Origin of the sequence: Microcoleus sp. Pol12B4 (assembly GCF_036701385.1) — a bacterium.
Taxonomy (GTDB): Bacteria; Cyanobacteriota; Cyanobacteriia; order Cyanobacteriales; family Microcoleaceae; genus Microcoleus.
In genome coordinates, this window is record NZ_JAUBQR010000026.1 from 19,226 (window position 1) to 45,337 (window position 26,112).

Annotated in this window: 16 protein-coding genes; 4 read left to right on the forward strand and 12 right to left on the reverse strand. The window is 48.0% G+C overall.

All coding sequences use genetic code 11. The annotated features are described in order from the left end of the window. Positions 1–616 precede the first annotated feature (616 nt). Entirely contained in the window at positions 617–2,620 is a 2,004-nt protein-coding gene (locus tag QUA38_RS06010) for a cation:proton antiporter domain-containing protein (protein WP_333160078.1), read from the reverse strand. A 273-nt stretch (positions 2,621–2,893) separates the two neighbouring features. Beyond that, complete coding sequence (locus QUA38_RS06015) at positions 2,894–4,291, reverse strand: amidase (RefSeq protein ID WP_333160080.1); 1,398 nt, start codon at positions 4,289–4,291, stop codon at positions 2,894–2,896. A 305-nt stretch (positions 4,292–4,596) separates the two neighbouring features. Between QUA38_RS06015 and QUA38_RS06020 the strand changes: the two genes are divergently transcribed. Both QUA38_RS06020 and QUA38_RS06025 read left to right on the forward strand, forming a co-directional pair. After that, complete coding sequence (locus QUA38_RS06020; RefSeq protein WP_333160104.1) at positions 4,597–5,859, forward strand: type IV pilus twitching motility protein PilT; 1,263 nt, start codon at positions 4,597–4,599, stop codon at positions 5,857–5,859. Positions 5,860–5,920: 61 nt separating this feature from the next. Continuing rightward, complete coding sequence (locus QUA38_RS06025; protein ID WP_333160082.1) at positions 5,921–6,721, forward strand: circadian clock KaiB family protein; 801 nt, start codon at positions 5,921–5,923, stop codon at positions 6,719–6,721. 326 nt (positions 6,722–7,047) lie between these two features. Here QUA38_RS06025 and QUA38_RS06030 read toward each other — a convergent pair whose 3' ends face one another. From QUA38_RS06030 to QUA38_RS06075, 10 genes are all read right to left on the reverse strand, one after another. Further along, on the reverse strand, positions 7,048–8,688 hold the full coding sequence (locus QUA38_RS06030; RefSeq protein WP_333160084.1) for a thioredoxin-like domain-containing protein: 1,641 nt from the start codon (positions 8,686–8,688) through the stop codon (positions 7,048–7,050). A gap of 180 nt (positions 8,689–8,868) precedes the next feature. Continuing rightward, positions 8,869–9,867, reverse strand: a complete 999-nt coding sequence (locus QUA38_RS06035; protein WP_333160086.1) for a type II restriction endonuclease — start codon at positions 9,865–9,867, stop codon at positions 8,869–8,871. Then, the gene (locus tag QUA38_RS06040; protein ID WP_333160088.1) at positions 9,848–11,275 is read right to left on the reverse strand and encodes a site-specific DNA-methyltransferase; all 1,428 of its coding nucleotides are present in this window, start codon (positions 11,273–11,275) and stop codon (positions 9,848–9,850) included. The genes QUA38_RS06035 and QUA38_RS06040 overlap by 20 nt, the downstream gene beginning before the upstream one ends. Before the next feature lie 161 nt (positions 11,276–11,436). Continuing rightward, positions 11,437–11,565, reverse strand: coding sequence for a hypothetical protein (locus QUA38_RS06045; RefSeq protein ID WP_333160090.1), 129 nt, complete (start codon positions 11,563–11,565; stop codon positions 11,437–11,439). A gap of 30 nt (positions 11,566–11,595) precedes the next feature. After that, positions 11,596–12,927, reverse strand: a complete 1,332-nt coding sequence (gene rppB / locus QUA38_RS06050) for a two-component system sensor histidine kinase RppB (RefSeq protein WP_333160092.1) — start codon at positions 12,925–12,927, stop codon at positions 11,596–11,598. A gap of 1 nt (position 12,928) precedes the next feature. Beyond that, the gene (gene rppA, locus QUA38_RS06055; protein ID WP_333160094.1) at positions 12,929–13,642 is read right to left on the reverse strand and encodes a two-component system response regulator RppA; all 714 of its coding nucleotides are present in this window, start codon (positions 13,640–13,642) and stop codon (positions 12,929–12,931) included. Next, entirely contained in the window at positions 13,639–16,788 is a 3,150-nt protein-coding gene (locus QUA38_RS06060) for an efflux RND transporter permease subunit (protein ID WP_333160096.1), read from the reverse strand. The genes rppA and QUA38_RS06060 overlap by 4 nt, the downstream gene beginning before the upstream one ends. 103 nt (positions 16,789–16,891) lie before the next feature. Beyond that, on the reverse strand, positions 16,892–17,554 hold the full coding sequence (locus QUA38_RS06065) for a hypothetical protein (RefSeq protein ID WP_333160098.1): 663 nt from the start codon (positions 17,552–17,554) through the stop codon (positions 16,892–16,894). Positions 17,555–17,836: 282 nt separating this feature from the next. Continuing rightward, positions 17,837–18,805 (reverse strand): arsenosugar biosynthesis arsenite methyltransferase ArsM, encoded by a 969-nt coding sequence (arsM, locus tag QUA38_RS06070; RefSeq protein WP_333160100.1) that lies wholly within the window; start codon positions 18,803–18,805, stop codon positions 17,837–17,839. An 81-nt stretch (positions 18,806–18,886) separates the two neighbouring features. Then, the gene (locus QUA38_RS06075; RefSeq protein WP_333160102.1) at positions 18,887–20,449 is read right to left on the reverse strand and encodes a hypothetical protein; all 1,563 of its coding nucleotides are present in this window, start codon (positions 20,447–20,449) and stop codon (positions 18,887–18,889) included. Between the two features lie 643 nt (positions 20,450–21,092). Between QUA38_RS06075 and psaA the strand changes: the two genes are divergently transcribed. Next, positions 21,093–23,387: a photosystem I core protein PsaA gene (gene psaA / locus QUA38_RS06080; RefSeq protein WP_333037062.1), complete on the forward strand. Its 2,295-nt coding sequence runs from the start codon at positions 21,093–21,095 to the stop codon at positions 23,385–23,387. A 110-nt stretch (positions 23,388–23,497) separates the two neighbouring features. Then, positions 23,498–25,726: a photosystem I core protein PsaB gene (gene psaB / locus QUA38_RS06085; RefSeq protein WP_333037061.1), complete on the forward strand. Its 2,229-nt coding sequence runs from the start codon at positions 23,498–23,500 to the stop codon at positions 25,724–25,726. The last annotated feature ends 386 nt before the right edge of the window (positions 25,727–26,112 follow it).

Sequence of the window (26,112 nt, forward strand, 5' to 3'; positions counted from 1 at the left end):
CGAAAATTGTCTTCATCGGGGTGCGATCGGCAAAGCATCTACGCATATTTACTTGCCGATCGCACATTCGGTACCTAAGTGCACTTCTTGTGCGGGTGCTAACGATGATGAGTTGAAGGATTTTTTAATCGACCTCCCAAAAAATACAAACTTCGCGAGTGCAAAGAGCGATCGGCTCGCCCGATTAATTTTCCGAAAATTGCACGGCGCGCGTCCTGACTGGGCGTAATATTAATTCTGATGATACCGGATTTGATATTTATTAAGGCACTAAGCCAAGTTGCAGTAAAGGAAAGATTCAAAATAGGGTCTATCGATTAGCTATCAAAGCTTTGCCTAAAAACTATGTACGGCGATCAAGTGTATTTCAGAGTCGCCCAGCGGAAATTTTGCTAGCAATTCCGTTGGATTATGATTTAATATAGAACTTACACAATTGTCACAAATAGGCGGGTTAAATTTTAGGTATGCAGTTGCGCTTGTGGGCTCTTTCTTAAGCTAAGAGCCCACAAGCACAACTACATACTTTTGTTTAATTTGCCACTTGGCTTTAGTCTTCAAACATTAACTGCAGATGAATGCAGATTCATAACATCATCGGCGGTTAAAATCTTCCTCAAGATACAGGAAAATAAACAACAAGCATCGAAATATTTTGGTGAGTCCGAGCGATCGCTTCCGGTTCTTTGAGAGTTCCCGGTTTTTCCCACAAATTCTGTTGCTGAGGAATTGTTGTTAAAATGAGCAAATCGTGTTCTAACAAATTCTGCGAAACTAGCTTTATAAAATTTCCCCGCATCAGATTTACTGGTATCTCAGAAAGAATTTCCACCTCCGCCGCACTTTTCTGGCTTTTCTCCCGTTGTGTCTCCACCAACAACACTTGCAAACTCGCCTTAAGTTCCGCGGCCAAACTCTTAGCAATATCCACGGTTTCCTGAAATCCAAACCGCGTCAACTCGCTGTCAGTTACCGCCAAAATAACTCTGGCTGTATTCTGGAGAGGATCGGGAAATCGAGCAATAAGTACGGGTACGGGCGATCGCCTTACCACATTGTCAATGATGCTGCCAAAAAAATTGTCGCGAGTTGTGGAAAATCCCTTCCAACCACAAACTATTAAACTAGCCTCGCGTTCGGTTGCACTCCGCAGGATTCCGCGATCGATCGCATCATCTATCCTCGCGATCGGTTCAACCGCACAAGCAGCAGCATGAGCCACAGTTTCCGCAGCCGTCAAAAGTTGAGTTTGCTGCATTTTATCTGCAGGTGAAATTGCTTCCCCGCGATCGGACAAAATATGCAGCGGCAGCAAAGTTCCCTGATATCTTTTTGCTAATATCAAAGCCAAACGCAGCAAATTATCTTCCGTATTCGGATTAGCAACAGGCACTAAAACTCGATCTCCCCATGAATTCTTTCCCGAAGTAGCAGTCGGCAAACTCGACCCCGGCTGCTGCATTTCTTGACCCCACCGAGATACAATCCAAGGAGAAGCGACACAAGTTACTAAAATCATGGCAATGATGCCGTTCACCGTTACGCGATCGACCAATTTAATGTCAAAAGCAACCGTAATCGCCGCCAAAGTAGAAGCAGCTTGAGCCACAGAAAGACCGAACATTACCATAATGCTGGGAAACTCAAAACGAAATAATTTCCCCGGTAGCCAAGCTGCCAAAAACTTACTCACGACCTCTGCTAAAATCATCACCACCGCCACCAACAAAGACTGCGGCTGCTTCACCAAAATTAGCGGGTCAATTAACATCCCCACAGAAATCAGAAAAAACGGCACAAACAGCGTGTTGCCAATAAACTCAATCCGATTCATCAACGGACTCATTTTGGGAATAATTTGAGTAATAGCAATTCCCGATAAAAACGCACCAATAATTGCCTCAATCTCAATTAATTCTGCTGCGTAAGAAACTACAAACAGGGTAGCTAATACAAATATAAATTCGGCATTTTCGTCGTGTCCGAATTTCTTAAAAAACCAGCGACCGATTTTGGGAACGCCCCACAAAGTAGCAAAAGTGTAGATAGCAAGAGATGGAATTAGAAACAGCCAAAATTCGAGAGTGAGATTTCCTTTGAAAGCTTTGACAACAATTGCCAGCACCAACAATCCCAACACATTCGTAATTAAAGTCCCGCCCAAAGTCGTAGTAATAGTCTGAGTTCGCATCAATCCCAATTTGGTGAGAATTGGCAGCGCTAAAAGTGTGTGCGTAGCGAAACAAGAAGCAACTAAAATTGAAGCTAGCCAGCTATATCCCAACAGCAGCATCGCTCCTGTCCCCAATATCATCGGTAGCGAAAAAGTAGCCAGCCCAAATATGACAGCTTTGTCCGCATTGAGTTTGAGGTCGTCGAGGCTAGTTTCCAGTCCCGCTAGGAACATCAAAAACAGCAATCCTACAGTACCTAACAAAACAATAGTAGCGTCCCGTTGCAGCAAATTGAGACCGTTTGGTCCGACAATTACGCCAGCAATAATTAAACCGACTATCCCCGGCAGCCGCAAGCGCTCAAATAACAGCGGTGCGAGTAGCATGATTGCTAAAAGAACCAGAAAAACGGGAACGGGAGCGGTAATCGGGCCCGAAGTTAACATGAATTTTACCCTAAATATTGGCAGCGAACTGGTACTATATTTAAGATAAAACCATCAAAATATCTATCAATCTAAAGAGGTATTCTTAATGATTTACGGCATTATTGATAATAACTATGACTGGGGGGGAGAAGCCCTGTTTCTTGGTAAAATATGGGTTTGATGACAAGCAATTCCTTAGAAAAACCTGGTTTCTAGTTCCCCGCGCACAAGTCCTGCATTTGGAATAATACCCATAAAAAAGGGAAACGTGCTCTTATCCCTTGCTCTTCCCTATTTAAAATCTAAAACGGGGAAAGGTTTTGCCACTTCCATCTGCGCCGCTAAAGCAATTAAAGTTGCTTCCGCCGCCGGCCGCCCGATAATTTGAATTCCCACGGGCAAACCGTTGTTATCTAAAATAGCAGGAAGTGCGATCGCAGGCAAACCGCTAGCATTAAACGGCGGACAAGGAGCTACCCAATTAATAATGCGCTGCAAAGTTTCTTCAAAACTCAAATCCGCCCACTCCCCAACCCGGATTGGCGAGTGCATATAAGTTGGCAAAACTAACACATCAAATTTTTCAAAGAATCCCACAATCCGCCGTGAAATAACCTGCATTTGATTCACCGCCCGCAAATATTCCCCAGCGGAAATAGTTCTTTCTAACAGCCAGCGATTTATCGGTTCCAAAGCATGGCCTGGAATGCCACTTGCCGCCGCCCCCGACTGCCAAATTGCGATAAACGGTTCGATTAAACCTGTAAAATCTGGGCATCCAGGTTCGACATCATGACCCAAATCTGTCAGTAACTTGACGGTTTCGAGTACCGCTTGCTGACAGATAGGCGCAGCCTCGCCCACAGGGGAAATAGTCGTAGAAAACGCAATTCGCAGTTTGGCTTGCTTTTGACGGGAAGCCTCTAAAAATGTCGGATTTGAATCAGGTAGCCAATACGGATCGCCTGTTGTGTAGCCTGACATCACATCCAAAAGTGCGGCGGCGTCAGCTACTGTACGCGCCAATGGTCCGTTGGCAGAAATGCCGCTGAGGTAATCTCCGACAGGTGCCCAGGAAACTCGCCCCCGCGATGGTTTAATGCCCACTAAACCGCAGCAGGAAGCTGGGCCTCGAATCGAACCGCCGCCGTCTGAACCTTGGGCGATCGCGCACAAACCCGCTGCTACAGCCGCCGCTGAGCCGCCGCTGGAACCTCCGGGCGTATAGTCTAAATTCCAGGGATTGCGCGCCGGTGGGAAACCTTCTGGTTCGGTGTAAGGTAATGAGCCAATTTGAGAGGTTGCTGTTTTCCCCAGAATGTTAAATCCCGCTGCTTTGATCCGCCATACTACTGACTCGTCGTAGGCAGAGATGTTACCCAGCAAAGCCTGAGTGCCGTAGGTACAGGGAACGCCGGTAACGGGTGTCAAGTCTTTAATGGCGATCGGCACTCCGAAAAAAGGTGGCAATTCCTGTGGCTTGTTTAACCCAGCTAGTTTTTCGGTTTGAGATTTAGCTAGGGCGATCGCCCGCTCGGCCGTTACAGTAAAATAACTGCCCAGCTCAGGGTTTAATCGCTCAATGCGTTCCAAGTACAGATTGACAATTTCTAAAGGCGACACTTCCAGGGTGCGGATCGACTCCGCCAACTCCAGAGCTGGAGTAAAAGCCCGATCGACAGAATTCATCGGTTTAAGTCCTTAATATTTGGCTAAAGTATCAATTTATACTGCTTGGTTGCGGAAAACTCTTTTCATTAAAAAAAATCTCCAAAAAAGTCGAAAATCCATATTTGCTCGGAAGGCGAGATTGATCGCATCCTCCAATTGGCACAATATTTCCTTAGTATTGCAGCATTATGACTCCCTCTTAGGATAGACTGAGTACAACAGTTAAGCTTTTGTGCAAGACCCGCACAATGGCGATCGGCATTGTTCAACTCCCACAAATCATCTGTTCGAGTCAGCCTTCTCACCAACTTAAGGTAGCGCATATGACACAGCAGCATCCGCCAGCTCCTCGCCCGCCCGTACCCGGAGCTCCCCCACCGCCAGGAATGCCCCGTCCTCCAGCTCCAGGGATGCCCCCCAGAGCAGCAGGAATGCCGCCAGCACCGCCACCAGCACCAGCACCAGCACCAGCACCGCCACCCCAATCCTTCGCCACACCTAAAGCCCCGATCTCCAGCAGCGGCGGATCTCCAACTTTGAAAGAGCTAGTGCTGCGAGCCAAAGATGAAGGAGTATCCGACCTTCACCTCGGAGTAAACGAAGTGCCCCGCTTCCGCACGCGGGGTGAGATTGCCGACATCGGGTATCCACCAACAGACTTAGATACGTTTTTTGGCTGGTTGCGCGAGTGCATGAGCGATGAAGAAATTGAAATTTTCCAAAAAACCCTAGACTTTGACGGCGCTTTCGACTTCGGGTTCGTGCGGATTCGGATTAGTTGCATGGACTCCTTGGCCGGCCCGGCAATGGTGCTGCGGCTAATTCCTTCCAAAATAATGACACTGGAGGAATTGAAGCTGCCGGAAGTCTTTAAGAAAATATGCGGCTACCACAAAGGGCTGATTTTGGTGACTGGCCCGACAGGTTCGGGTAAGTCTACCACCTTGGCCGCGATGATCGATTACATCAATAAGAATAAAGCTTACAATATCATCACGATCGAAGACCCGGTAGAATTCGTACACGAAAGCAAAAAATCCTTGATCAAGCACCGGGAAGTCGGCAGACACACCCTCAAGTTTATGAACGCTCTCAAAGGCGCTCTGCGACAAGACCCCGACATGATGCTAGTAGGAGAAATTCGGGACAGAGAGACGGTGGAAATCGCCCTCAAAGCCTCTCAGACCGGTCACTTAGTTGCAGGAACCCTGCACACCAACAGTGCCATTAAAACTCTGAACCGGATTCTGGATATGTTCGGACCCGAAGAACAGGAGGCCATACGGGTTTCAATTTCCGAATCCCTAGTGGCAATTATTGCTCAACTGCTGTGCAAAACCACAGACGGGAAGCGGGCTGCTTTCCACGACGTTTTGATCAATACCGACGTGGTTAAGGAATACATTCTGAAGGGCCAGAATGAGGAAATTAATCAAATCATGATTAAAGATACTTATGAAGGCATGACGACGATGAATAAGTCGCTCTACGGCCTTTATCAAGAAGGTCGGATTACTGAAGAACTTTGTGTAGAGAACTCGCCATACCCGAACGAAATGGCTCAGATGCTGCGAGGTCGAGTCTAAAGGTGGAGTGTTAACAGTTAACTGTTAACAGTTAACTGTTAACTTTTATTGGTGTACTGAATTGAAAGTCGATCGCCCGATTTTGCCAGAAATTTTCAAAGGCATTGCGCTGTTTACGCCAGGGGGAGACTTAATCTATTGCATAGACCCCCGCAAGCAAACTCGGTGGCACTTGCAGTTGTGCGTAGCTCTACAGGAGATCCTCGGTTTGTCGGAACCCCCGCATTTTCTGATACCTTGCTACACGGCAACCGTTGACTGCTGGCTCGATCCAGGCGATCGGCAAGTGCGGCTTGCTGCCGAGGCTTACCCCCCCGTGCTGCGACATCAAACGCTGCTGAATGCCATTTTTGGGACTGGCGACTTAGTGTGGCATCCCCGGAGTGAAGAAATGTGCGAACCGATGGCAATTGCTACTTATCACCAACAATTCCCCGAACTTTGGGAAAATCACGACTTAGTTGTACAGTATGCCAGCCCAGAAGCTAGATCGGGCTGGAGCAGTTCGATCGTAACTCCCTTGGACCTTCCGCCATCGCAGCAGGCTCGGCTGCCCAAACCAACAGCACTTACCCCACCGCCACAAACTCAAGGGTACGTTTTGCGTCTGTTTGTTTCCGGCAGCAACCCCAGCACCGAACGCACTCTCGAAACTTTACACCAGTTTTTAGAGAAATGCCTTGATCGTCCCTACACTTTAAAAGTAATTGATGTTTTGAAACATCCAGAACAAGCTGAGGCAGATCAGATTTCAGCAACTCCTACTTTGATTAAAATCTGGCCGAAACCCGTGCGACGAATTGTCGGCGAATTGAATGATAATGAAAAAATAGTGCGGCTGCTGAGCTATTCGGAATTTTAGATTGGGGCGAGGATTTTTGCGATTATTTAATACCGGCGATTGCGGTTTTAGTAGCCATGGAATTAACAACATTTAGTAATTCAGTCCTGGACGCAAAAAGTGGTTTGGCGTTCTACTTATATCGGTTAGGTATTGTTGGGCAGTACACCCTAAATATATAGGTTCTGCATCCAGGAGTGAATTGCGGGTGAGGCACTGTACTCACCGCGAATAATTAGGGTAACTTACTTGGCTTAAAAATTGTGGTAAGGTGCGCTGAAGAGCACCCTACTTTACCACAATCAATCTGGCAATCAGGAGAATTGAAGTCAAAAAAGTTGATCGACTCAATCAGGAAGACAAACATCTGGAGCGCACAAACTGGGGAAATCCAAAGTTGTGACTTCCAGCGTATCCAACTCAACTCTCCGAATTACATGATTGTTCGTATCAGCAACAAACAAATGAGGCCCGATCGCACTCAACCCTGAAGGTTCAAAAAATCGAGCGTTGAGACCTTTAGCATCAACCAAACCTGCTGTACCATCTCCAATCATTGTTCTGCACGTACCGCCCCGGTGGTCGATCCGCTTAATTTTGTGATTGTAAGTATCAGCCACCCAGAGGTAATTTTGAGCGTATTCAACACCCAAACAGTGCTGCAACCTGACTTCATCACCGCGACCATCTTTATCCCCAAAACCAAACAATTCACCGCTACCACAAACAGTGCGAACCTTCGGGTCTTCATCTATACCCACAGCCCTAATCGAACTAATTTCGCTGTCGGCAACAAACAACTCCGATCGATCCGTAGCGAGGCCACTGGGCTGAGAAAAAGCAGATTCTGCAAGATTCCCGTCCACACAGGATTCTCGGCCTATACCCGCATAAGTGCCGATCGTGCCAGTGTCTAACTGCATTTCCCAAATTTGGTGGGAACCCGCCATTGCAATAAAAAGTCTATTTCCAACTCTTTCTAAATCCCAAGGCGAATTCAATTGTGTTTCTAAACCCTTGCCGCTGCGGGGTGAAATTTCGTGACTTTGTTCGCCGGTACCAGCAACAGTTTCTACCCGTTGAGTCGTAAAATCAATCTTTCTGAGAGCATGATTTTCCGTATCAGCAACATATAGAATTTGACTTTCTGCATCAAAAGCCATACCTTGAGGTGCAAAAAACTCAGCCTCTTCAAAGTCCCCATCAGTTAAACCCGGTTTGCCGCTACCGATGACGTGCAGCACCTCACCTTCGAGGGTGCTGACAACAATCCTATTGTGGCCGGAATCGGCAATAAATAAGCAAGAACCGACTAAGTTTTGTATGACTGAATTAGCAGGCCCGGGCAATACAGTTTCATCTACAGATTCATTTTCCTGAGTCATTTCGCCCAAAAGCGCCACCTGTTGGTGAAGCTGTTTTGCCTCCGTTGCAGCGATCGCAAATGCCAGCACTTTACCGGGAAAAGCCAGCGGTGTTGATACAGGTTGGCGCTGTTTTTCTAAGCGAAAACTGAGTTGTTTAAAGTTAAGTGCATTTTTATCTTTGTATTCAGCAATTAACTTGCCAACTAACTCGTCAAGTGCTTCTCTATTGCCTTCGCCGGAAACAAAGCCGACGACATAACTTTCAGGATCGATCACCATTAAAGTCGGCCAAGCGCGAACCGCGTAGCTTTGCCAAACTTTCATGCCGCTGTCTACGATTACGGGATGTTCGATATCGTAGCGGAGGATAGCTTGGCGGATGTTTTCTACTTCTTTTTCGTTTTCAAATTTAGCTGAGTGAACGCCGATAACCGTGAGGGAATCTTTATATTTTTGTTCAAGGTATTTTAAGTCTGGCAGGACGTGCAAGCAGTTGATGCAGCAGTATGTCCAGAAGTCAAGGAGGACGACGCGTCCTTTTAAGGATTCAATGGATAAAGGTTTTTCGGTATTCAGCCAGGGGTAGTTTCCGGGGAATTCTGGTGCTCTGACGCGGGGCATGGCATCTCCTGGGTAGGATGTGAATGATTTTTTTACTTCTTTAATTTAGCGGGAAGTTTGGCAGGATGGGAAGAAAGCTTACTAAACCGGGGCTTTTGGAGACAGCGAAGATGGCTGTGTCACAAGACGGGGGTTAGGGAGGATGTTAAAACAGACACGGAGTCAAAACGGTTTTTGCTTTTATAAATTACATAACCAACGACAAATAGATGCAACTTGATTCTCCTCATTCAGATTGGCAGCATTAGTGAGAGTCCCGTTTTCCAGTTGATGCCAAATTTCACCCGCCATCCTTGTCGCCACCGCTGAACCCACAAAGAAAGTCAGAGGTGAATGTCCAACCCGGAAAAAAGCTTCGCGTATGCGATTTAGTGCCGCTTGTGCCGTTTTCCAATGCTCATCTGCACCGGCAGGATCGATTCCGCCTTTAAGTTCGCCCAATGCAATAACATAAGGCGCCACCATAGATGGGTCAATTGCGCTGGATTGACTGACTACCAACTCCGTCGGGGCAAGATTAAATAAACATAAATCCACATTGCTCCTGACTAGCGGAACAGTTAGGTTATAAATCAATGTGCGATTACCCAGCTCGCTCTCCCAACTTATTCCACGTAAAGACAACTCAATTTCTGTGTCATCATTTGTCATGGCTATCCACTTTTTTGTCTTTGAGTGTTGCCAGTAATATCTCTTACCAGCAATGGTGAGAGTCGAGAGGATAGCACGAGTTAGTTTTCTTTGTGCTAATGCTCCGCCAACATTACGCATTGAGCCACCAAGCGTGTCACCACGAGTCAGTAGAAATCTAAAGACCAATTCCTCCACAAAATTTGTGCCTGCTGGCTCAAGAAAATTCCTGATTAGACCATTGATAGCTTCAATTTTATCATTTGGCATCAAATGAGCAAGAGACTTGTCAGATAATCCTGCTGCAGTCAACAATCCCATTTCAATGCCCTTAACATTTAACAAATCAGCAGGACTCTCAGCTTGACCCGCAGCTTCTTGAAGTGCTCTTGCTTGGGCAACGTAAGGTGTAGCGCGTCGATTTTTTTCAAGGGCAAGTGCAACAAAACCCCCACGAGTGTCTTCATAGGTTGTGACAAGATCGTCACTGGATTGAAGATGGTTACGATAAACACACATAGGCTTCGAGTTATTGTTTTTTCCATACATAAACGCACTTCCTCAAAGGAGCGCGTCCATAATTTCCCATCTGTTGACTACTATTCCCCTTATCACCTGGTAAGACTAGAATATTTTCAGTAAGAAAGCCGAGTTGTTCAGCAAAATCAGAAAGAATCATGTCCACTGAAATGCTTATACCTGCGTAGCGCACATTGTCATTAACCATAAACAAAAATGCCCCAGGTTTAAGGATACGAAAGCTTTCTTGTATTACGCAAGCCATTTCATAGAAATATCCTCTTACCATTCTTGGTATACCATTGTTGTTCAATATACCCTGTGACTTTTGGCTGTCCAAATATCTTAATATAGCCTGCAATAGAGTTTGCGAATTAGCAATACTTAAAGCTACTTCCCAAGCCTGATTGATAGCCAATAAATCTTTGGGGTGATTCTCAACCGTACAACTTAGCATTTCCTGACGCAGATTAATTAATTCCTTTTCAGAAATTCCTAGTAAAGCTAGCTCTAGTGCATAGGTGCGAGTATAGTCATATCGATTGCAGTATGGTGGAGATGTGATGATTGCATCGTAGGTAGAGTCCGGCAAATCAGGCATTATCTTCAGACAAGAACCTTGATGCAAATTAATTTTGCCTTGTTGATTATTCTGAGTTTGAAAAAGCTCAAGTTGTTGTGTAGGAGGTTCTAAGTCGTTAACAAGTTCATTAAATTTTTTGGTAATAGCTTGACTGAACTCCAAAATCTCACCTTTATTGAAGGACTTCTTTGACGTGCCATGACCCGAACGGTAATCCCAACGAAGATACTGTCCATCTTTGCGTGTATAGCTTACGGATTCTAAAACACACAGTAAAGTCAAGACTAAAACTGATTGAACCTTGGTATTTTCTTGATAACAAGCTCCAAGATATTGCTCGATTTCTATTTTAGTTTCTTCGGAGTAAGCCCCTTTAGTGATTCTCAATTCTGGCAGAGTGACTGGGTTTCCAAATTGTTTCCATATTTGCAAATTAAACCAGGTCTTTAGCCGCTGAAAATCATCAAGAGTGAAGGCAGTGTCTAAAAGGATTTTGGTATTAATTATATGTTGACCAATAGGTAATAATTCAATCCCCTCACCATCTATTCCCAAGTCGCTAGCAGCAAATAAAGCAGTTCCACTACCTGTAAAAGGATCTAAAATTTTGCCTTGAATGACTTGATATTTTTGGAATAAGAACTCTACCAGAGAAGCGGAGAAAGCTTCCTTATACTTGTACCACCTATAAATGGGTCTAGTTTTGTTAGCCTGAAAACTAACCAAAAGTCGCGTAAGCGAGGTCTGGACTACAAACTGGTCTTGAAAGCGATCGTGTAATTGCCTGTCAAGGTTATCAATCTCTCCCAGAAAGTCACTTTCCACTTCAGAGGCGATGTTGGAGATGCTTGACATATTTACCATGACTACAAATTATTAAATAACTAACTGTCGATCGTAGTATACCAGTATCTCCAATCAAAGAACGGGCAGATGTCGCTACCCTTGTAAAGTCTCTCTGACGAACCAGAGAATTAACCGCTTCAGAAATTCGTCCCTCTTGCTGAGCCCCAATTTTATCCTGGGTTTTCCCGGCTGTTATTTTCCAGCATCACCAATACACCGTTAATTTTATTCGGGTCGATCGCACTTGCGATCGAGTTAACCCACAGATTGATATTCTGCGGTTCCCCTGGCAAAGGCAATAGGACGCCGCCATCGCAGTAATATTGTTCTCATTTGAGTGGTAGACGGATTGTAAATGTACTGCCTTTTCCTAACTCACTCTGGACTTGAATGCTGCCTTGATGAGCCACTGCGATCGCATTTGCAATCGATAGCCCTAATCCTGCCCCACCTGTAGCTCTAGAGCGATCGCTCTGCACTCGGTAGAAACGATCAAAAATTCGCGTTTGCTCGGCTGGGGCGATACCAACACCCGTATCCTGAACTTGAATCACCGCTTCCTTGTCGGTGCAATCGAGGATGGCAAGGATTAGCCCTCCTGGGGGAGTGTAGTTAATAGCGTTGGTAATTAAATTTGTCACCATTCGGTAAAGTTGGGCTTCATCCCCAAGAATTACAACGGCTCGCGAAGCACGATTTTCTAACTTTAATTCCACCTCAGACACCATTGCTAAACCTGCAAGTTCTTCTACTAAATCGCCAATCAGATAGTTGAAACAGCAATGCTGCAATTGAGTCGGAATCTGTTGTTGCTCAATTCTACAAATAAACAATAAATCTTTCACTAACCTAGAAAGGCGGATGTTTTGTCGTTCGATAATATCCAGGTTTTGACTAACCTCCGGTAAATCTTCAGCCAGACGAGTATCCTCAACAGTAGTCTGAATGACAGCCAGAGGCGTTCGCAATTCATGAGCGGCATCGGAGGTGAATTGCTGCATCTGGAGATAGGACTGATAAATTGGTCGCATCGCTAATCCAGATAACCACCAACTAGCTCCTCCCACTAGCAGCATGACTAAGGGTAAGCCTAAAAAGAGCAACAATCGCAAAGTGCTCAGATAAGCATCCCATTCTTTGAGCGATCGCCCAATTTGCATATAACCCCAAGGCAAACCGCTGTTTGTTCTCAGTAATAGAGAAATTTGATAAAAGCGATCGCCATTAGAAAGATGCAGAATTTGCCAAAACTCTTTTGGTGCAAAGTTTTCTAATACATCCGGCTGCTCTCCAACCTTCCCTAATATTGCCCCAGATTGGTCTAAAAAGCGGAGATAATATCCCTCCTGCTGAAACACCCTAGCAGTATGTCGCGCCCCGTCATTGCCTGAAGAGTAACAGTTTTCATTCCACAGACACAAACCGGGCAAAATAGTTTTCAAGCTGGATGAAAGCTGTCCCGGTTGTTGTAATTGTGGTTCGATAGTGTCATGCAGCGTTCCGGCTAAGGACTGTAGTTTTTCCTGGAGGATGTATCGCTGCGTGTGAAACACAACCTGATAGACTGCAACACCGCATATACCTAACAACAACCCAATGACGATCGCATACCAACCCGCAAGTTGCCAGCGCGTGCGGTTAAATAGCTTGTTGGAGTGCATATTACTTGTTCAAGCGATACCCGAATCCATGAACCGTTTCAATCATCCCGTCACAGCCATAATCTGCCAGCTTGCGGCGCAACAGACGAATTCTAGCAGCAACTACATTGCTCATCGGGTCAGTATCCACATCCCACAGCCGAGTCAAAAGTCGATCGCGCGAGAGGATTTGATTCGGGTGCTGCATAAAATATTCCAATAACCGAAACTCATTAGCCGTCAGAGGAATCACCCTTAGCTGTCCTCCGTCATCTGTAGTGGAGATGGTTGATTTAGTATAGTTAAGCCGCAATCGCCCCACCTCAAGCTGGTCAGAATTAAAATGGGGCGACTGCTCCGGCGACACACTCCGTCCCCGTCGCTGGAGAGCTCGCAACCGGGCTAACAACTCCGCTTTAACGAACGGTTTCATCAGATAGTCATCAGCCCCAGCATCCAGCCCAGCCACCATATCCTCAGTGCGATCTTTTGCCGTCAACATCAAAACGGGTAAAGGATTATTCTGCCGGCGCAAACGTTGGCACAGTTCCAGCCCAGAAGTTCCCGGTAGCAACCAGTCAAAAATCGCCACCGTGTACTCCGTCCATTGGTCTTCCAGATAGTTCCAAGCAGTTGTGCCATCTTGCACCCAATCCACCAGGTACTTTTCTCGGCTCAAGGTGCGTTGCACGATCGCACCCAAATCGGGTTCGTCTTCCGCCAGCAGAATTCTCATTTTATTGCAACCTCGTCCTCTTTCGTTGGTGTCTGCTCAATGCCATAGTTTCTCAACCCGGTTGCTTCCATAATCCGTTTCGGCATCAGAAACTTGCCAAATCGAGCATACAATGCAGGTAGAACCAGTAGGGTGAGAGCAGTTGAGGTAAAGAGTCCGCCGAGGACGACGATCGCCAAAGGCTGCAACAATTCCTTACCAGCCCCACCGCTTAAGACCAGGGGAATCATCCCCAATGCCGAAGTGAGTGCTGTCATCAGAATCGCCAGCAAGCGTTCCATCGAGCCTTCGACAATGACTTTGGGAAGCGGCATTCCTTGTGCCAGTTTGGTGTTGTAGTTGTCTACCAGCAGCAATCCATTGCGCGTCGCCACGCCAAATAGCGTCACAAATCCCACCATTGAGGGAACAGAAAGAACACCGCCCGTTAGCAGCACGGAGATGACACCGCCAACCAGTGCTAATGGTAAATTGATCATCACCATCAGCATCGCAGGAACGGATTTTACGGTGAAGTACATCAATACTGCGATAGCCACCACCGCTAATATTCCGAAAATTAGGAAGTTTTGAGCAGCGCGTTGTTCCGACTCATACTGTCCGCCGTACTGAATATAGTAGCCTTGGGGCAGTTGCACTGATTGCTTAACCTTGGCGCGAATGTCACCGACGACCGAACCAACATCGCGTCCCTGTACGTTGGCTGACACTACAATTAAACGCGAGACGTTTTCCCGGTTAATCGTGTTGGGTCCATTACCAAAATCAACCTTTGCTACCTGCGACAGCGGGATTATTTGACCTGTTGGGGTATTGACCTGGAGGTTGCGAATAGTGTTGAGATTGCGACGGGCTGATTCGTTGACCCAAACCAACACATCGACCAATTGTTGACCATCGGCTACTTGACCAACCACGCGACCATTTAGGGCTGTTTCGGTGAAATCTGACAATTGGGCGATCGTCAATCCGTAGCGAGCGGCTGCATCTCGGTTAAATTGAATTTGTACTTGACGGATCGGAATTTGGGGCTCAAGCTGAAGGTCTACCAATCCCTTCACGTCTTTCATTGTCGTTTCGATTTGTTCTCCAATGCGGCGTAGTTCTTGTAAATCGTTGCCGAATACTTTAATCGCGATCGCACTTCTCACCCCCGACAACACTTCATCCATGCGGTGACTGATAAATCCACCGATATTGGTAGCAACTCCCGGAAACTGACCCAATGCCTCCCGCAAGGCTTGAATCGAGGCAGGACGGTTTTGCATCGCAGCTTCACTCAGTTCCACGTCCAGGTGGGCCAAGTTCACCGATGCCGCATCCGGGTCACCCGGAGCACGCCCCGATCGCAGTTGTACTGATTCAAACCGGGGGTCATCCTTAAGTGCTGTTTGAATCGCTAACCCGACGCGATTGGTTGATTCCAATGAGGAACCCGGATAAAGGGCGATCGCATTCATCAGCGATCGTTCCTGGAATGTTGGCAGAAAATCCCGTCCTAACGTCGGCACAATCAGCATGGCCGCTACCATTGAGGCTGTTGCCAGTCCTAAAATTAAGGTAGAGCGACGCATCGCCATTCGCAGCAACGGATCGTAAAGTTGTTTAGACCACCGGGCTAGGAAGGGTTCTGTCGTCTGCATCCGGCTGTGGGGCAGCAGAATGGCACACAATGCAGGGGAGATTACTAGGGATTCCAGGCTGGAGATGATTACCACCACCAGATAGGCAATGCCCATTGGGGTGAAGATCCGCCCCTCTACCCCAGAGAGTGTGAAAATCGGTGAAAAGACAATAATGCCAATTAACGTCGCCCCAATCAGCGACTCGCGCACCTCCTGAGAACCCTCAAAAATAATCTCCAGTGGTGGCTGGGGATTGGGCGAGAGGCGATTTTCGCGTAAGCGGCGATCGGTATTTTCGCAGTAGACGATCGCATCATCCACTGCTGTCCCGATCGCCACTACCAATCCGCCGAGGGTCATGGTGTTGAGTTCCAGCCCGATCCAGGAACACACTAACAGCGAGAACAGTAGCGAGAGAAAGAAATCCAGCAAACAGATGGTGAGGGTGCGCCAGTTCATCAGAAAGGGAATCAGGATGGCTGCGACAATCAAACTGCCTTCGATCAAGGCCGATCGCACATTACCAACTGAGGCATCAATGTAGGCATCTTGCCGGAAAGTGACATTCGCCTTCACATCTTTGGGTAAGCCCGGTTTAATTTCCTCCATCGCCTCGATGATGGCTTGCGTGACGGTGGGACTATCCACCAAAGGTTGCTTGTTGACCATCACGACCACAGCCCGTTTAGTATTCCAACTGGCATCGCCTCGCTGGAGTGCAGCCCCAATCTTCACCTCTGCGACATCCCGCAGTAGAATGGGTTTTCCCTCCTGCACCTTGACGACCGCTTTTTGCAAATCTTCGATGTTCTGGATTTGTCCCTGTCCCCGAATCACTAATTCGCGTTCGGGGTCAATCAACAATCCACCGGCGGTTTTGGCATTTGCCTCGTTTGCAGCCTTGACGACTTCCTGAAGGGAAACCTTCAACGCTTTGAGTTTTTCAGGATTAGCAATGACCTGAAACTGCTGAATTTCTCCGCCGTAGACTAGCACTTGCGATACGCCTGGAACTGCCAGCAAGCGATTGTTGATTTTGCCATCCACCAAACGCCGTACTTCCATGATCGATGTAGTGTCTGACATGAAGGCATATTGAATCACCGTCCCGATGGGGGGAGCTAGGGGCGATATCTGCGGTGTACCTATGCCTTCTGGAAGTCGGTCTTGCGCGTCCTGCAAGCGCTCTGCCACGAGTTGACGAGCTTGATAGGGGTCAGTACCCCATTTAAACACCACCCGCAATACAGAAATTCCTACGGCTGAGGAGGTACGGACGACTTCAACTCCTGGTGTTCCGTTGACCGCACTTTCTAGCGGTAACGTCACCAATGATTCCACCGCTTCCGGCGCAAGACCGAGGGCTTCTGTCTGTACTTCTACTTGAGGGGGCGCAAAGTTGGGCAACACGTCGAGGGGCATTCGACTTACAGTATGCAGGCTCCAGATGGTCAGGGCGGTCGCCCCGAACACCACTAACCATCGTTGAGCAATAGACCATTTGGGGATGACGTTTAACATAAGGAGGAAATTTGGATAGCATGAGGCAAGCTTTTAGGAGACGGAGTAAAGAAATTTACTCAGTCGCGATCGACTGTTACCAAAAATCTTGGTTTTTGAATGTCTACCGATCCTTGCCTTTTAACCCAAAGAGGGCGAATCCACCCACCAGTAAAACTCCTGCGCCTGCTACCCACATCAAAGGTGACGATCCTTGAGCAGGCTGCGTTTCTGCTGGCGATGTAGCGGCCGATGCTGGCGATGTAGCGGCCGATGTAGCGGGTGAGGCCTGCGTTTCTACTTGCGATGTAGCGGGTGATGCCTGTGTTTCTGCCTGCGGTTTACCTCGCAATGCCTCCGAGTACAAAAACGTTGCCCCCTGCATCACAATCTGATTTCCCGGAACTAAATTGCCTTCTTTAATTTCCACCACATCTCCAGAGTCGCTACCAATCTGAACTGAGATTGGTTTGTAGGTTGTTCCTTCCTGGATGTAGACGAGCTTTTGCCCATTGGCATCAACTAAGCTGGTGCTGGGAACTTTGACAATACCTCCATCGGTTGTAGGGGCGATCGCCTCTGTCTTAATTCCCAATGCGGTTGCTTTACTGGCATCGACCTTGATCGGCTGCATAATCTTCGCCGCATCGCCACCTGCAAACTCGCTGTTATGTCCAACGTGTGCCCGCACCGGGGCCGAAGCCGTGCACAAAACTAATCCCAAAACAAAACTAGACCCGTAACGGACGATCGATAATGAACTTGAATTTAAAGATTTCGATAGCATAAAAATTTCCTCCTCACATTTACCGAACGGGGGTGATGAAAACAGCCACTCCTCTCAAGAGCAATCTATTCCTTACTTCAGAGTTGTGAGCCTTCTCCCGCTAGGATGTCAGGGGGAAATAAAAATTTGATGAAAATTTGAGGCGAAGTCTAAAATTAGAGACCTCTTGACCATGGCTCACTAACATGAGGTGCCAAGAGGGCATAGGAAGCCCCCACACCTCACTTCTTTGAGAAACGCTCTATTCCCCAAAGATTACAGCCACCTTATTCCGAAATAAATCTAACAGCAACCACCGCCGTTATAATGCCAAGTCGAATCAGTAATCAACAACTTATTTGGCATTAATCCGCCTAACTTCCCAGCAGTTTTATCGCACACCGCCGCCGGAACTCCCCGCTGCAAAACGTGACCCGCCCCATCATCAAACAGCTCTTCAGACCCCGTATAAATCGCCGTCTTGCCCGTGAAAATGCAAGCTCCGTCATCCGGTACATCCACTTTGAAAGACACCGAATCCAGGCTTTCTAACAGCAAATCCGCATCCAATTGATAATTGTGTTTGTCCAGCAATCGGTAAGGACGGCGCGCCCGCACTTCGACTTGCCCAAAACCAACGTCTACAAGGTGTTGAACGTATTCTTCGTATGTCAGGGCACCGGACAAACACAAGGCCCGCAAGCGTTGGTCTTCCTTCAAATGCTGGGGAATGGGGCGAGTTGCGATCGGATCGCTCATCAACAACCGGCCACCCGGTTTTAACACCCGATAAGTCTCTTTTAATGCTTTAGCTAAATCCGCCGGTTCAAAGATATTAAACAAGCAATTTTGTGCCACAACATCTACAGAAGCATCCGGCACCGGCAACGCAAAAGCATCGCCTTCACAAATTTCTACAAAACTCGCATCAAACCAATCATTTTCGTGGGCGGCTATTTGCAAGTTTCGTGCAGCCGCATCTCGCATTGCTGGAACCGGATCGACGGCAATAACCGCTCCTTTGTGTCTAGAAAAATATGCAAATTGTAGTGCTTCCAAGCCGCCGCCGACACCTACATAAAGCACGAAGGGATTGCCGACAAGTTCGGCGGCGTGAACGGTTGTGCCGCAGCCGTAATTCATTTCTTGCATTTGTTCGGGAATTTTTAATCCTGGCAATTGCAAGGGACTGCTTTGGACGCAGCAAAGTCCGATTTGGGGTGTTTCGGCAACATCACTGTAGAATTTGGCTGCTGTTTCGAGGTAGGTCATTTTTTAGTGTTCTTTAATTTTTAACGGCAGATAGATCACGGGCGGGACGCTGATGCCACGAAGAAGCCCAGAAAGTTTTTGTTAGGTGGCAAATTCGACTTTTTGTTCGGATTTGGGCGGATTTTCGGGTTCGGAAACTGTTGTTTCGGGAGGGGCTAATTCGCTGGTTCCCTGGCTAGGAGTTTCAGCGGCAACTGGTGGCGTTGGCGGTACAAGATTGGGAGACTCTTCTGGTATCGCGGGAGCGACTACTTTTGGTACTGCAGCTTTTCCTGTTATTTCTGGCAGGGTTGGTGGCTCTGAAGGATTAGCAGGTTGCGGTTCTTGACGCAAGAAGTTGCGGAACCGATTGTAGTATCCTCTATATTCCTGTCTTTTTGTTTGGGGAGATGCTGTTGGGCTCGGTTTTATTATTTTAACGGGTGCAACAACTTGCGGGGTTTCTAACTGTGGAGTTGCTGCCGGTATTGGTTCTGTTACTTGAACTGGTTCTACAATTTTCGGCGCTTCGAGTTGGGGGGTTGCTGTCGGTGTCGGTTCTATTACTTGTATGGGAGCAACTTCGGGAGCGACTGTTGGCTCTAAGCTCGGTTGGGTAACAGGAGTTTCTGGAACCGCTGGTGAGGGTGGGACAACTGGTGTTTTTTCTAATGCAGGTGTCGGTTGTGGTTCGGGGGTTGGGGTTGGTTTGGGTTCGGGAGCCTGGTAGGTACGATCGACTATACCGCGAGTTTCTGCTGCTGTTAGTTCGCCCCGCACTAATTTAGAAAGAGGATCTTGACCAAGCGGTTGGAAATTTATCAGTCTGACTGTATTATTAAAGGCGTTTTTGACAATTTTTCCTCGTTCGTCAATTAATTCTAGCTGTACCCAGTTTTTCCCTGGTTTGAATCCTTTAAGATATATAGGTTGCCACTGGTCGATCGCAAAGCTTTGGCCGTTGACTGTGGCTCGAATTTTCCAATCGAGTATTTCATCTTGGGAATTTTCTTGCGCTACTTCGTGGGGGGGAGCATTTGTCAAGTAAAAGTCCAGCAGGATGGGTTCTGCCCCATAGCCGCCTTGGGGGCTGTTGTACATTAATAAGGGCAATGTTCGATCGGGATTATTGTCGTCTGTTTTGGTAAAAATGTGAAAGGTGGTTTGAGCAGCGGCACCTTCGTTTTTAAAGCTTTCTCCCCAAGGGCGAGTCGCGAACACCTGCAGGGTATGGGTTCCGGGTTCTAAGTCGGAGAGCGTTAAAGGTTGGTTGATGTCGTAAACTGCTGCGTAAGGTTGGTTGTCTAATAAAACTTGCACATGGGGGCCCAAACCCAAGTTTGCACCTTTGAAAATGGGCAAGTCCTTCACTTGGAACTGAACAGACACATTTATATCCTGAAGCACTTCGTCAGGTTTTGGATTCAAAATACTAATTTGAGGCTGGTAGATTTCTAGAGCCTGACGCAGTTGTTGAATGGCTTCTGGGGGAGAAACCTCTGAGATTTTGTTTACCTGGGCGGTAGCTGAGCCGCTCTTGTTCCCTGATTTGGGCAATTCGGAATGGCCCGCGCCACAACTTGCTAAACCCAAAATTAATACTGCTACTGCGAACAATGCCAGCAGCCTGCCTGCAACCGTTCTGTGCCAATTGATCCCAATCACGCAACCATACTCCTAGAAGCCTTCTCATAGGGAACTATAGCCCAAAAATGAATTTAGTATTGGGGAATTGCCGCTCATGAATTCCAAAGGCTCCTAGGAGGCAGGATTGAAGCAGCAGCTGGCAACCCATCCTCTCCGACTATTAATTCGCGCAGATGTTTTCCAAAACATATATCTACAAATGAGTATTCCTAAATTACTTTATCTTTGAGTTTTGTAAAGTTAATGGCAGTACCCCTTGACTTTTTTGAGGGACTGTGGAATTTAAAGGCGTTATTACATCAAGAATTGAACCTTTTTTAAGTATTGTTAACAAGCGATTAATACTTCTCTAGCAAGCTTATAATTCATAAAACTCCCTCAAAAGAAGCAGCCGTATCAAGTCTGAATCAAGGACGCGATCGGTGGCTCATCTGGCGAGAAGAGTTGGCAGTACCCAGTCACATTGTTAGCGACACTGGGAAACTGGCTTCTTCAAAGAAGCAAAATGCTTGGGGAGACGATGCACCTGCGTATAGCTCTGCAAAGAGTAAAGTGTAGTGCAGTGTCGGCTTTTTCGAGAATCCCCCGCCTAATCAAGCGCGGGGAGTGTCCGGTACAGTATTCAGTTCTCGTTCCTTGTCTTACCGAGAGGAGAGTCTTCATGACCATTAGTCCTCCAGAGCGAGAGGTAAAAGCTAGGGTAGTAGTCGATAAGAATCCGGTTCCAACTTCTTTCGAGAAGTGGTCAAAACCCGGTCATTTTGATCGCACTCTAGCTAAGGGGCCAAAAACCACCACTTGGATTTGGAACCTCCACGCTAACGCTCACGACTTTGACAGTCATACAAGTGACTTAGAAGACGTTTCGCGCAAAATCTTTAGCGCTCACTTCGGCCACTTGGCAGTAATCTTCGTATGGTTGAGTGGCGCATATTTCCACGGCGCTAAATTTTCCAATTACGAAGCTTGGCTGACAAATCCTACAGCCATCAAGCCCAGCGCTCAAGTGGTCTGGCCGATTTTTGGTCAAGAAATTTTAAATGCAGATGTAGGCGGCGGCTTTCACGGGATTCAGATCACCTCTGGTCTATTCCAATTGTGGCGCGCCAACGGCATCACTAACTCATACCAGCTATATTGCACTGCGATCGGCGCCCTGGTAATGGCAGCTTTGATGCTGTTTGCCGGTTGGTTCCACTATCACGTCCGCGCTCCGAAACTGGAATGGTTCCAGAACGTGGAATCGATGATGAACCACCACTTGGCAGTTTTGTTAGGCTGCGGGTGCTTGGGCTTCGCAGGACAACAAATTCACGTTGCTCTGCCGATCAATGCTTGCATGGACGCGATCGATGCAGGTGCACCGCTGACAGTCGGCGGTAAGCTGATCAAAACAGTTGCCGACATCCCCCTGCCGCACGAGTGGATTTTGACACCGGGCTTGATGGCTGACATCTACCCGAGTTTCGCTAAAGGTTTAACCCCCTTCTTCACCCTCAACTGGGGCGCATATACAGACTTCCTGACCTTCAAAGGCGGTCTGAACCCCACCACAGGCGGTTTGTGGCTGACTGATACAGCACACCACCACTTAGCTTTGGCAGTGCTATTCATCGTCGCTGGTCATATGTACCGGACGAACTGGGGCATCGGCCACAGCATGAAAGAAATCCTAGAGAACCACAAAGGCCCCTTCACTGGTGAAGGTCACAAAGGTCTCTACGAAATCCTGACTAATTCTTGGCACGCGCAACTGTCGATTAACTTGGCACTGATGGGCTCTCTGAGCATCATCGTCGCCCAACATATGTACGCGATGCCTCCGTATCCGTACATCGCGACCGACTACCCGACTCAGCTATCCCTGTTCACCCACCACATGTGGATTGGCGGATTCCTGATTGTTGGAGCAGCCGCTCACGGAGCAATCTTCATGGTTCGGGATTACGATCCCGCTGGAAATGTCAACAACTTGTTGGATCGCGTGATCCGTCATAGAGATGCGATCATTTCCCACCTGAACTGGGTTTGTATATTCTTGGGCTTCCACAGCTTCGGTTTGTACGTTCACAACGACACGATGCGGGCTTTCGGTCGTCCTCAAGATTTGTTCTCGGATACCGGGATTCAGTTGCGTCCGATATTTGCCCAGTGGGTGCAAAACATCCACGCTTTGGCTCCGGGAACAACAGCGCCTAATGCTACGGAAATCGTTAGCCACGCTTTTGGCGGCGGTGCAGTAGTAGTAGCCGGCAAAGTAGCGATGATGCCGATCGAGTTGGGTACGGCGGATTTCATGGTCCACCACATCCACGCTTTCACCATTCACGTTACAGTCCTGATTCTATTGAAGGGCGTGTTGTTTGCACGCAGTTCTCGCTTGGTTCCTGACAAAGGCAACTTGGGCTTCCGGTTCCCTTGCGACGGCCCCGGCCGTGGTGGCACCTGCCAAGTTTCTGGTTGGGATCACGTGTTCCTAGGCTTGTTCTGGATGTACAACTGCATTTCGATCGTGATTTTCCACTTTAGCTGGAAAATGCAGTCGGACGTGTGGGGAACAGTATCGCCAGACGGCACAATTTCTCACATTACCGGTGGCAACTTCGCACAAAGTGCGCTCACGATTAACGGCTGGCTGCGGGACTTCCTCTGGGCGCAAGCTTCTCAGGTGATTCAGTCCTACGGTTCGGCACTGTCGGCCTACGGTCTGATGTTCCTAGCTGGACACTTCGTCTTCGCCTTCAGCTTGATGTTCCTGTTCAGTGGCCGTGGCTACTGGCAAGAACTGATTGAGTCGATTGTTTGGGCTCACAACAAGCTCAAGGTAGCTCCGTCGATTCAGCCTCGTGCTCTGAGCATTATTCAGGGTCGGGCTGTGGGTGTAGCTCACTACCTCCTAGGAGGAATTGTCACTACGTGGGCATTTTTCCTAGCGCGAATCATTTCGGTAGGGTAAACTACCCCTAGGTTTTGGATTCTCGATTTGGGAGGAATCTCAAATCAAGAATCCAAACTCCGAACCGAATCCCTTCAATTTTGTTCAGGATTCAGGATTAATCAAGGCTTATGGCAACGAAATTTCCAAAATTTAGCCAAGACCTTGCCCAAGACCCGACCACACGGCGGATCTGGTACGGGATTGCCACAGCACACGACTTTGAAAGCCACGATGGCATGACCGAAGAAAATCTTTACCAAAAGATTTTTGCTTCTCACTTCGGCCACCTAGCAATCATTTTCTTGTGGACATCGGGCAGCCTGTTCCACGTAGCATGGCAAGGTAACTTTGAACAGTGGATTAAAGACCCCCTAAACGTCCGCCCGATCGCTCACGCGATTTGGGACCCGCAATTCGGCGCTCCTGCTGTAGAAGCTTTCACTCAAGGGGGCGCTTCTAACCCGGTGGATATCTCTTATTCCGGTGTCTACCATTGGTGGTTCACCCAAGGGATTCGGACTAACGCCGACCTGTATCAAGGAGCTATCTTCTTGCTACTCCTGGCCGCTGTCTTCCTGTTCGCAGGTTGGTTGCACCTCCAGCCCAAGTACCGCCCCAGCTTGTCTTGGTTCAAAAATGCTGAATCTCGCCTCAACCACCACTTGGCTGGTTTGTTCGGTGTCAGCTCTTTGGCTTGGACTGGTCACATGGTTCACGTTGCTATCCCCGAATCTCGCGGACAGCACGTAGGTTGGGACAACTTCCTGTCTACCCCGCCTCACCCAGCCGGTTTGGCTCCGTTCTTCACTGGTAACTGGGGCGTATACGCCGAGAACCCAGATGCAGCGAGCCATGTCTTCGGTACTTCCGAAGGCGCTGGAACCGCAATTCTGACTTTCTTGGGTGGCTTCCACCCTCAAACAGAATCCCTGTGGCTGACAGACATCGCTCACCACCACTTGGCGATCGCAGTTCTGTTTATCGTTGCCGGTCATATGTACCGGACTAACTTCGGTATCGGTCACAGCATCAAAGAGATGTTGGATTCTAAGGCTGGTTTGGTCGGCGGCAAGAGTGAAGGGCAGTTCAACTTGCCTCACCAAGGCTTGTACGAAACCTACAACAACTCGCTGCACTTCCAACTGGCATTTCACCTCGCTGCTTTGGGCGTAATTACCTCCCTGGTAGCACAGCATATGTACGCGATGCCTCCCTACGCTTTTATAGGTAAGGACTTCACGACTCAGGCTGCGCTTTACACCCACCACCAGTACATTGCTGGATTCATCATGGTCGGCGCTTTCGCCCACGGAGCTATCTTCTTGGTGCGGGACTACGATCCTGAAGCAAACAAAGGCAACGTGCTCGATCGCGTGTTGCAGCACAAAGAAGCGATTATCTCTCACTTGAGCTGGGTGTCGCTGTTCTTGGGCTTCCACACTCTCGGCTTGTACGTTCACAATGACGTTGTAGTTGCTTTCGGAACTCCTGAAAAGCAAATCTTGATTGAACCAGTGTTCGCACAGTTCATCCAAGCTGCTCACGGAAAAGCTCTCTACGGCATGGACGTGCTGTTGTCTAACCCTGACAGCATTGCTTCTACCGCTTGGCCCAACTACGGCAACGTATGGCTCCCAGGCTGGTTGGATGCGATTAACAGCGGTACTAATTCTCTGTTCTTGGCGATCGGACCTGGCGATTTCTTGGTTCACCATGCGATCGCACTAGGCTTGCACACCACCACCTTGATCTTGGTCAAGGGCGCTCTGGATGCACGCGGTTCTAAGCTGATGCCGGACAAAAAAGACTTCGGTTATGCTTTCCCTTGCGACGGCCCCGGCCGTGGCGGTACTTGCGACATCTCTGCTTGGGACGCGATGTACCTGTCTGTATTCTGGATGTTGAACACCCTAGCTTGGGTAACGTTCTACTGGCACTGGAAGCACCTGGGCATCTGGCAAGGTAATGTGGCTCAGTTCAATGAGTCCTCTACCTACCTGATGGGCTGGTTCCGCGATTACCTCTGGCTGTATTCTTCTCAGTTGATCAACGGTTACAACCCGTATGGTACTAACAACTTGTCAGTCTGGGCTTGGATGTTCTTATTCGGACACCTTGTTTGGGCAACTGGTTTCATGTTCCTGATCTCTTGGAGAGGTTACTGGCAAGAGTTGATCGAGACTTTGGTTTGGGCTCACGAGCGCACTCCTTTGGCTAACTTGGTTCGCTGGAAAGACAAGCCTGTTGCTTTGTCGATCGTCCAAGGTCGTTTGGTTGGCTTAGTTCACTTTACTGTGGGCAACGTCCTCACTTACGCGGCCTTTGTAATTGCCTCGACAGCCGGGAAATTCGGGTAACTCTGAACTCTGGTTTCTAGGTAATTAAATGAAATCCCCTGCCTTCTGGCGGGGGATTTTTTTGTATAGCAGAAGGAAGTTCGGCAACGGATTGTGTAACGGATGTAACGGATGGATGGAATAAGATCGATGGGTCGAAGCAAAATGCAGTTCGATTAATGTTCATCGGCGGGACAACGCGAAGCGGTTGGCTGAGTTTGTTAATCAGGAATAAGAGTGCGAGCGATCAGTCCTAAAAACCTTCAGGCCAAAGCTTTTTGCGGTAATTTGCACCTACAAAAAAATTTATAGTGTGAGCGGGGTAAAATTCTTAGCGGGTGACAACGTACCTATAATGCTTGCTGCATAAAGGATAGAGCCAAGAAGCCGCGCTGAAAATAGAGACG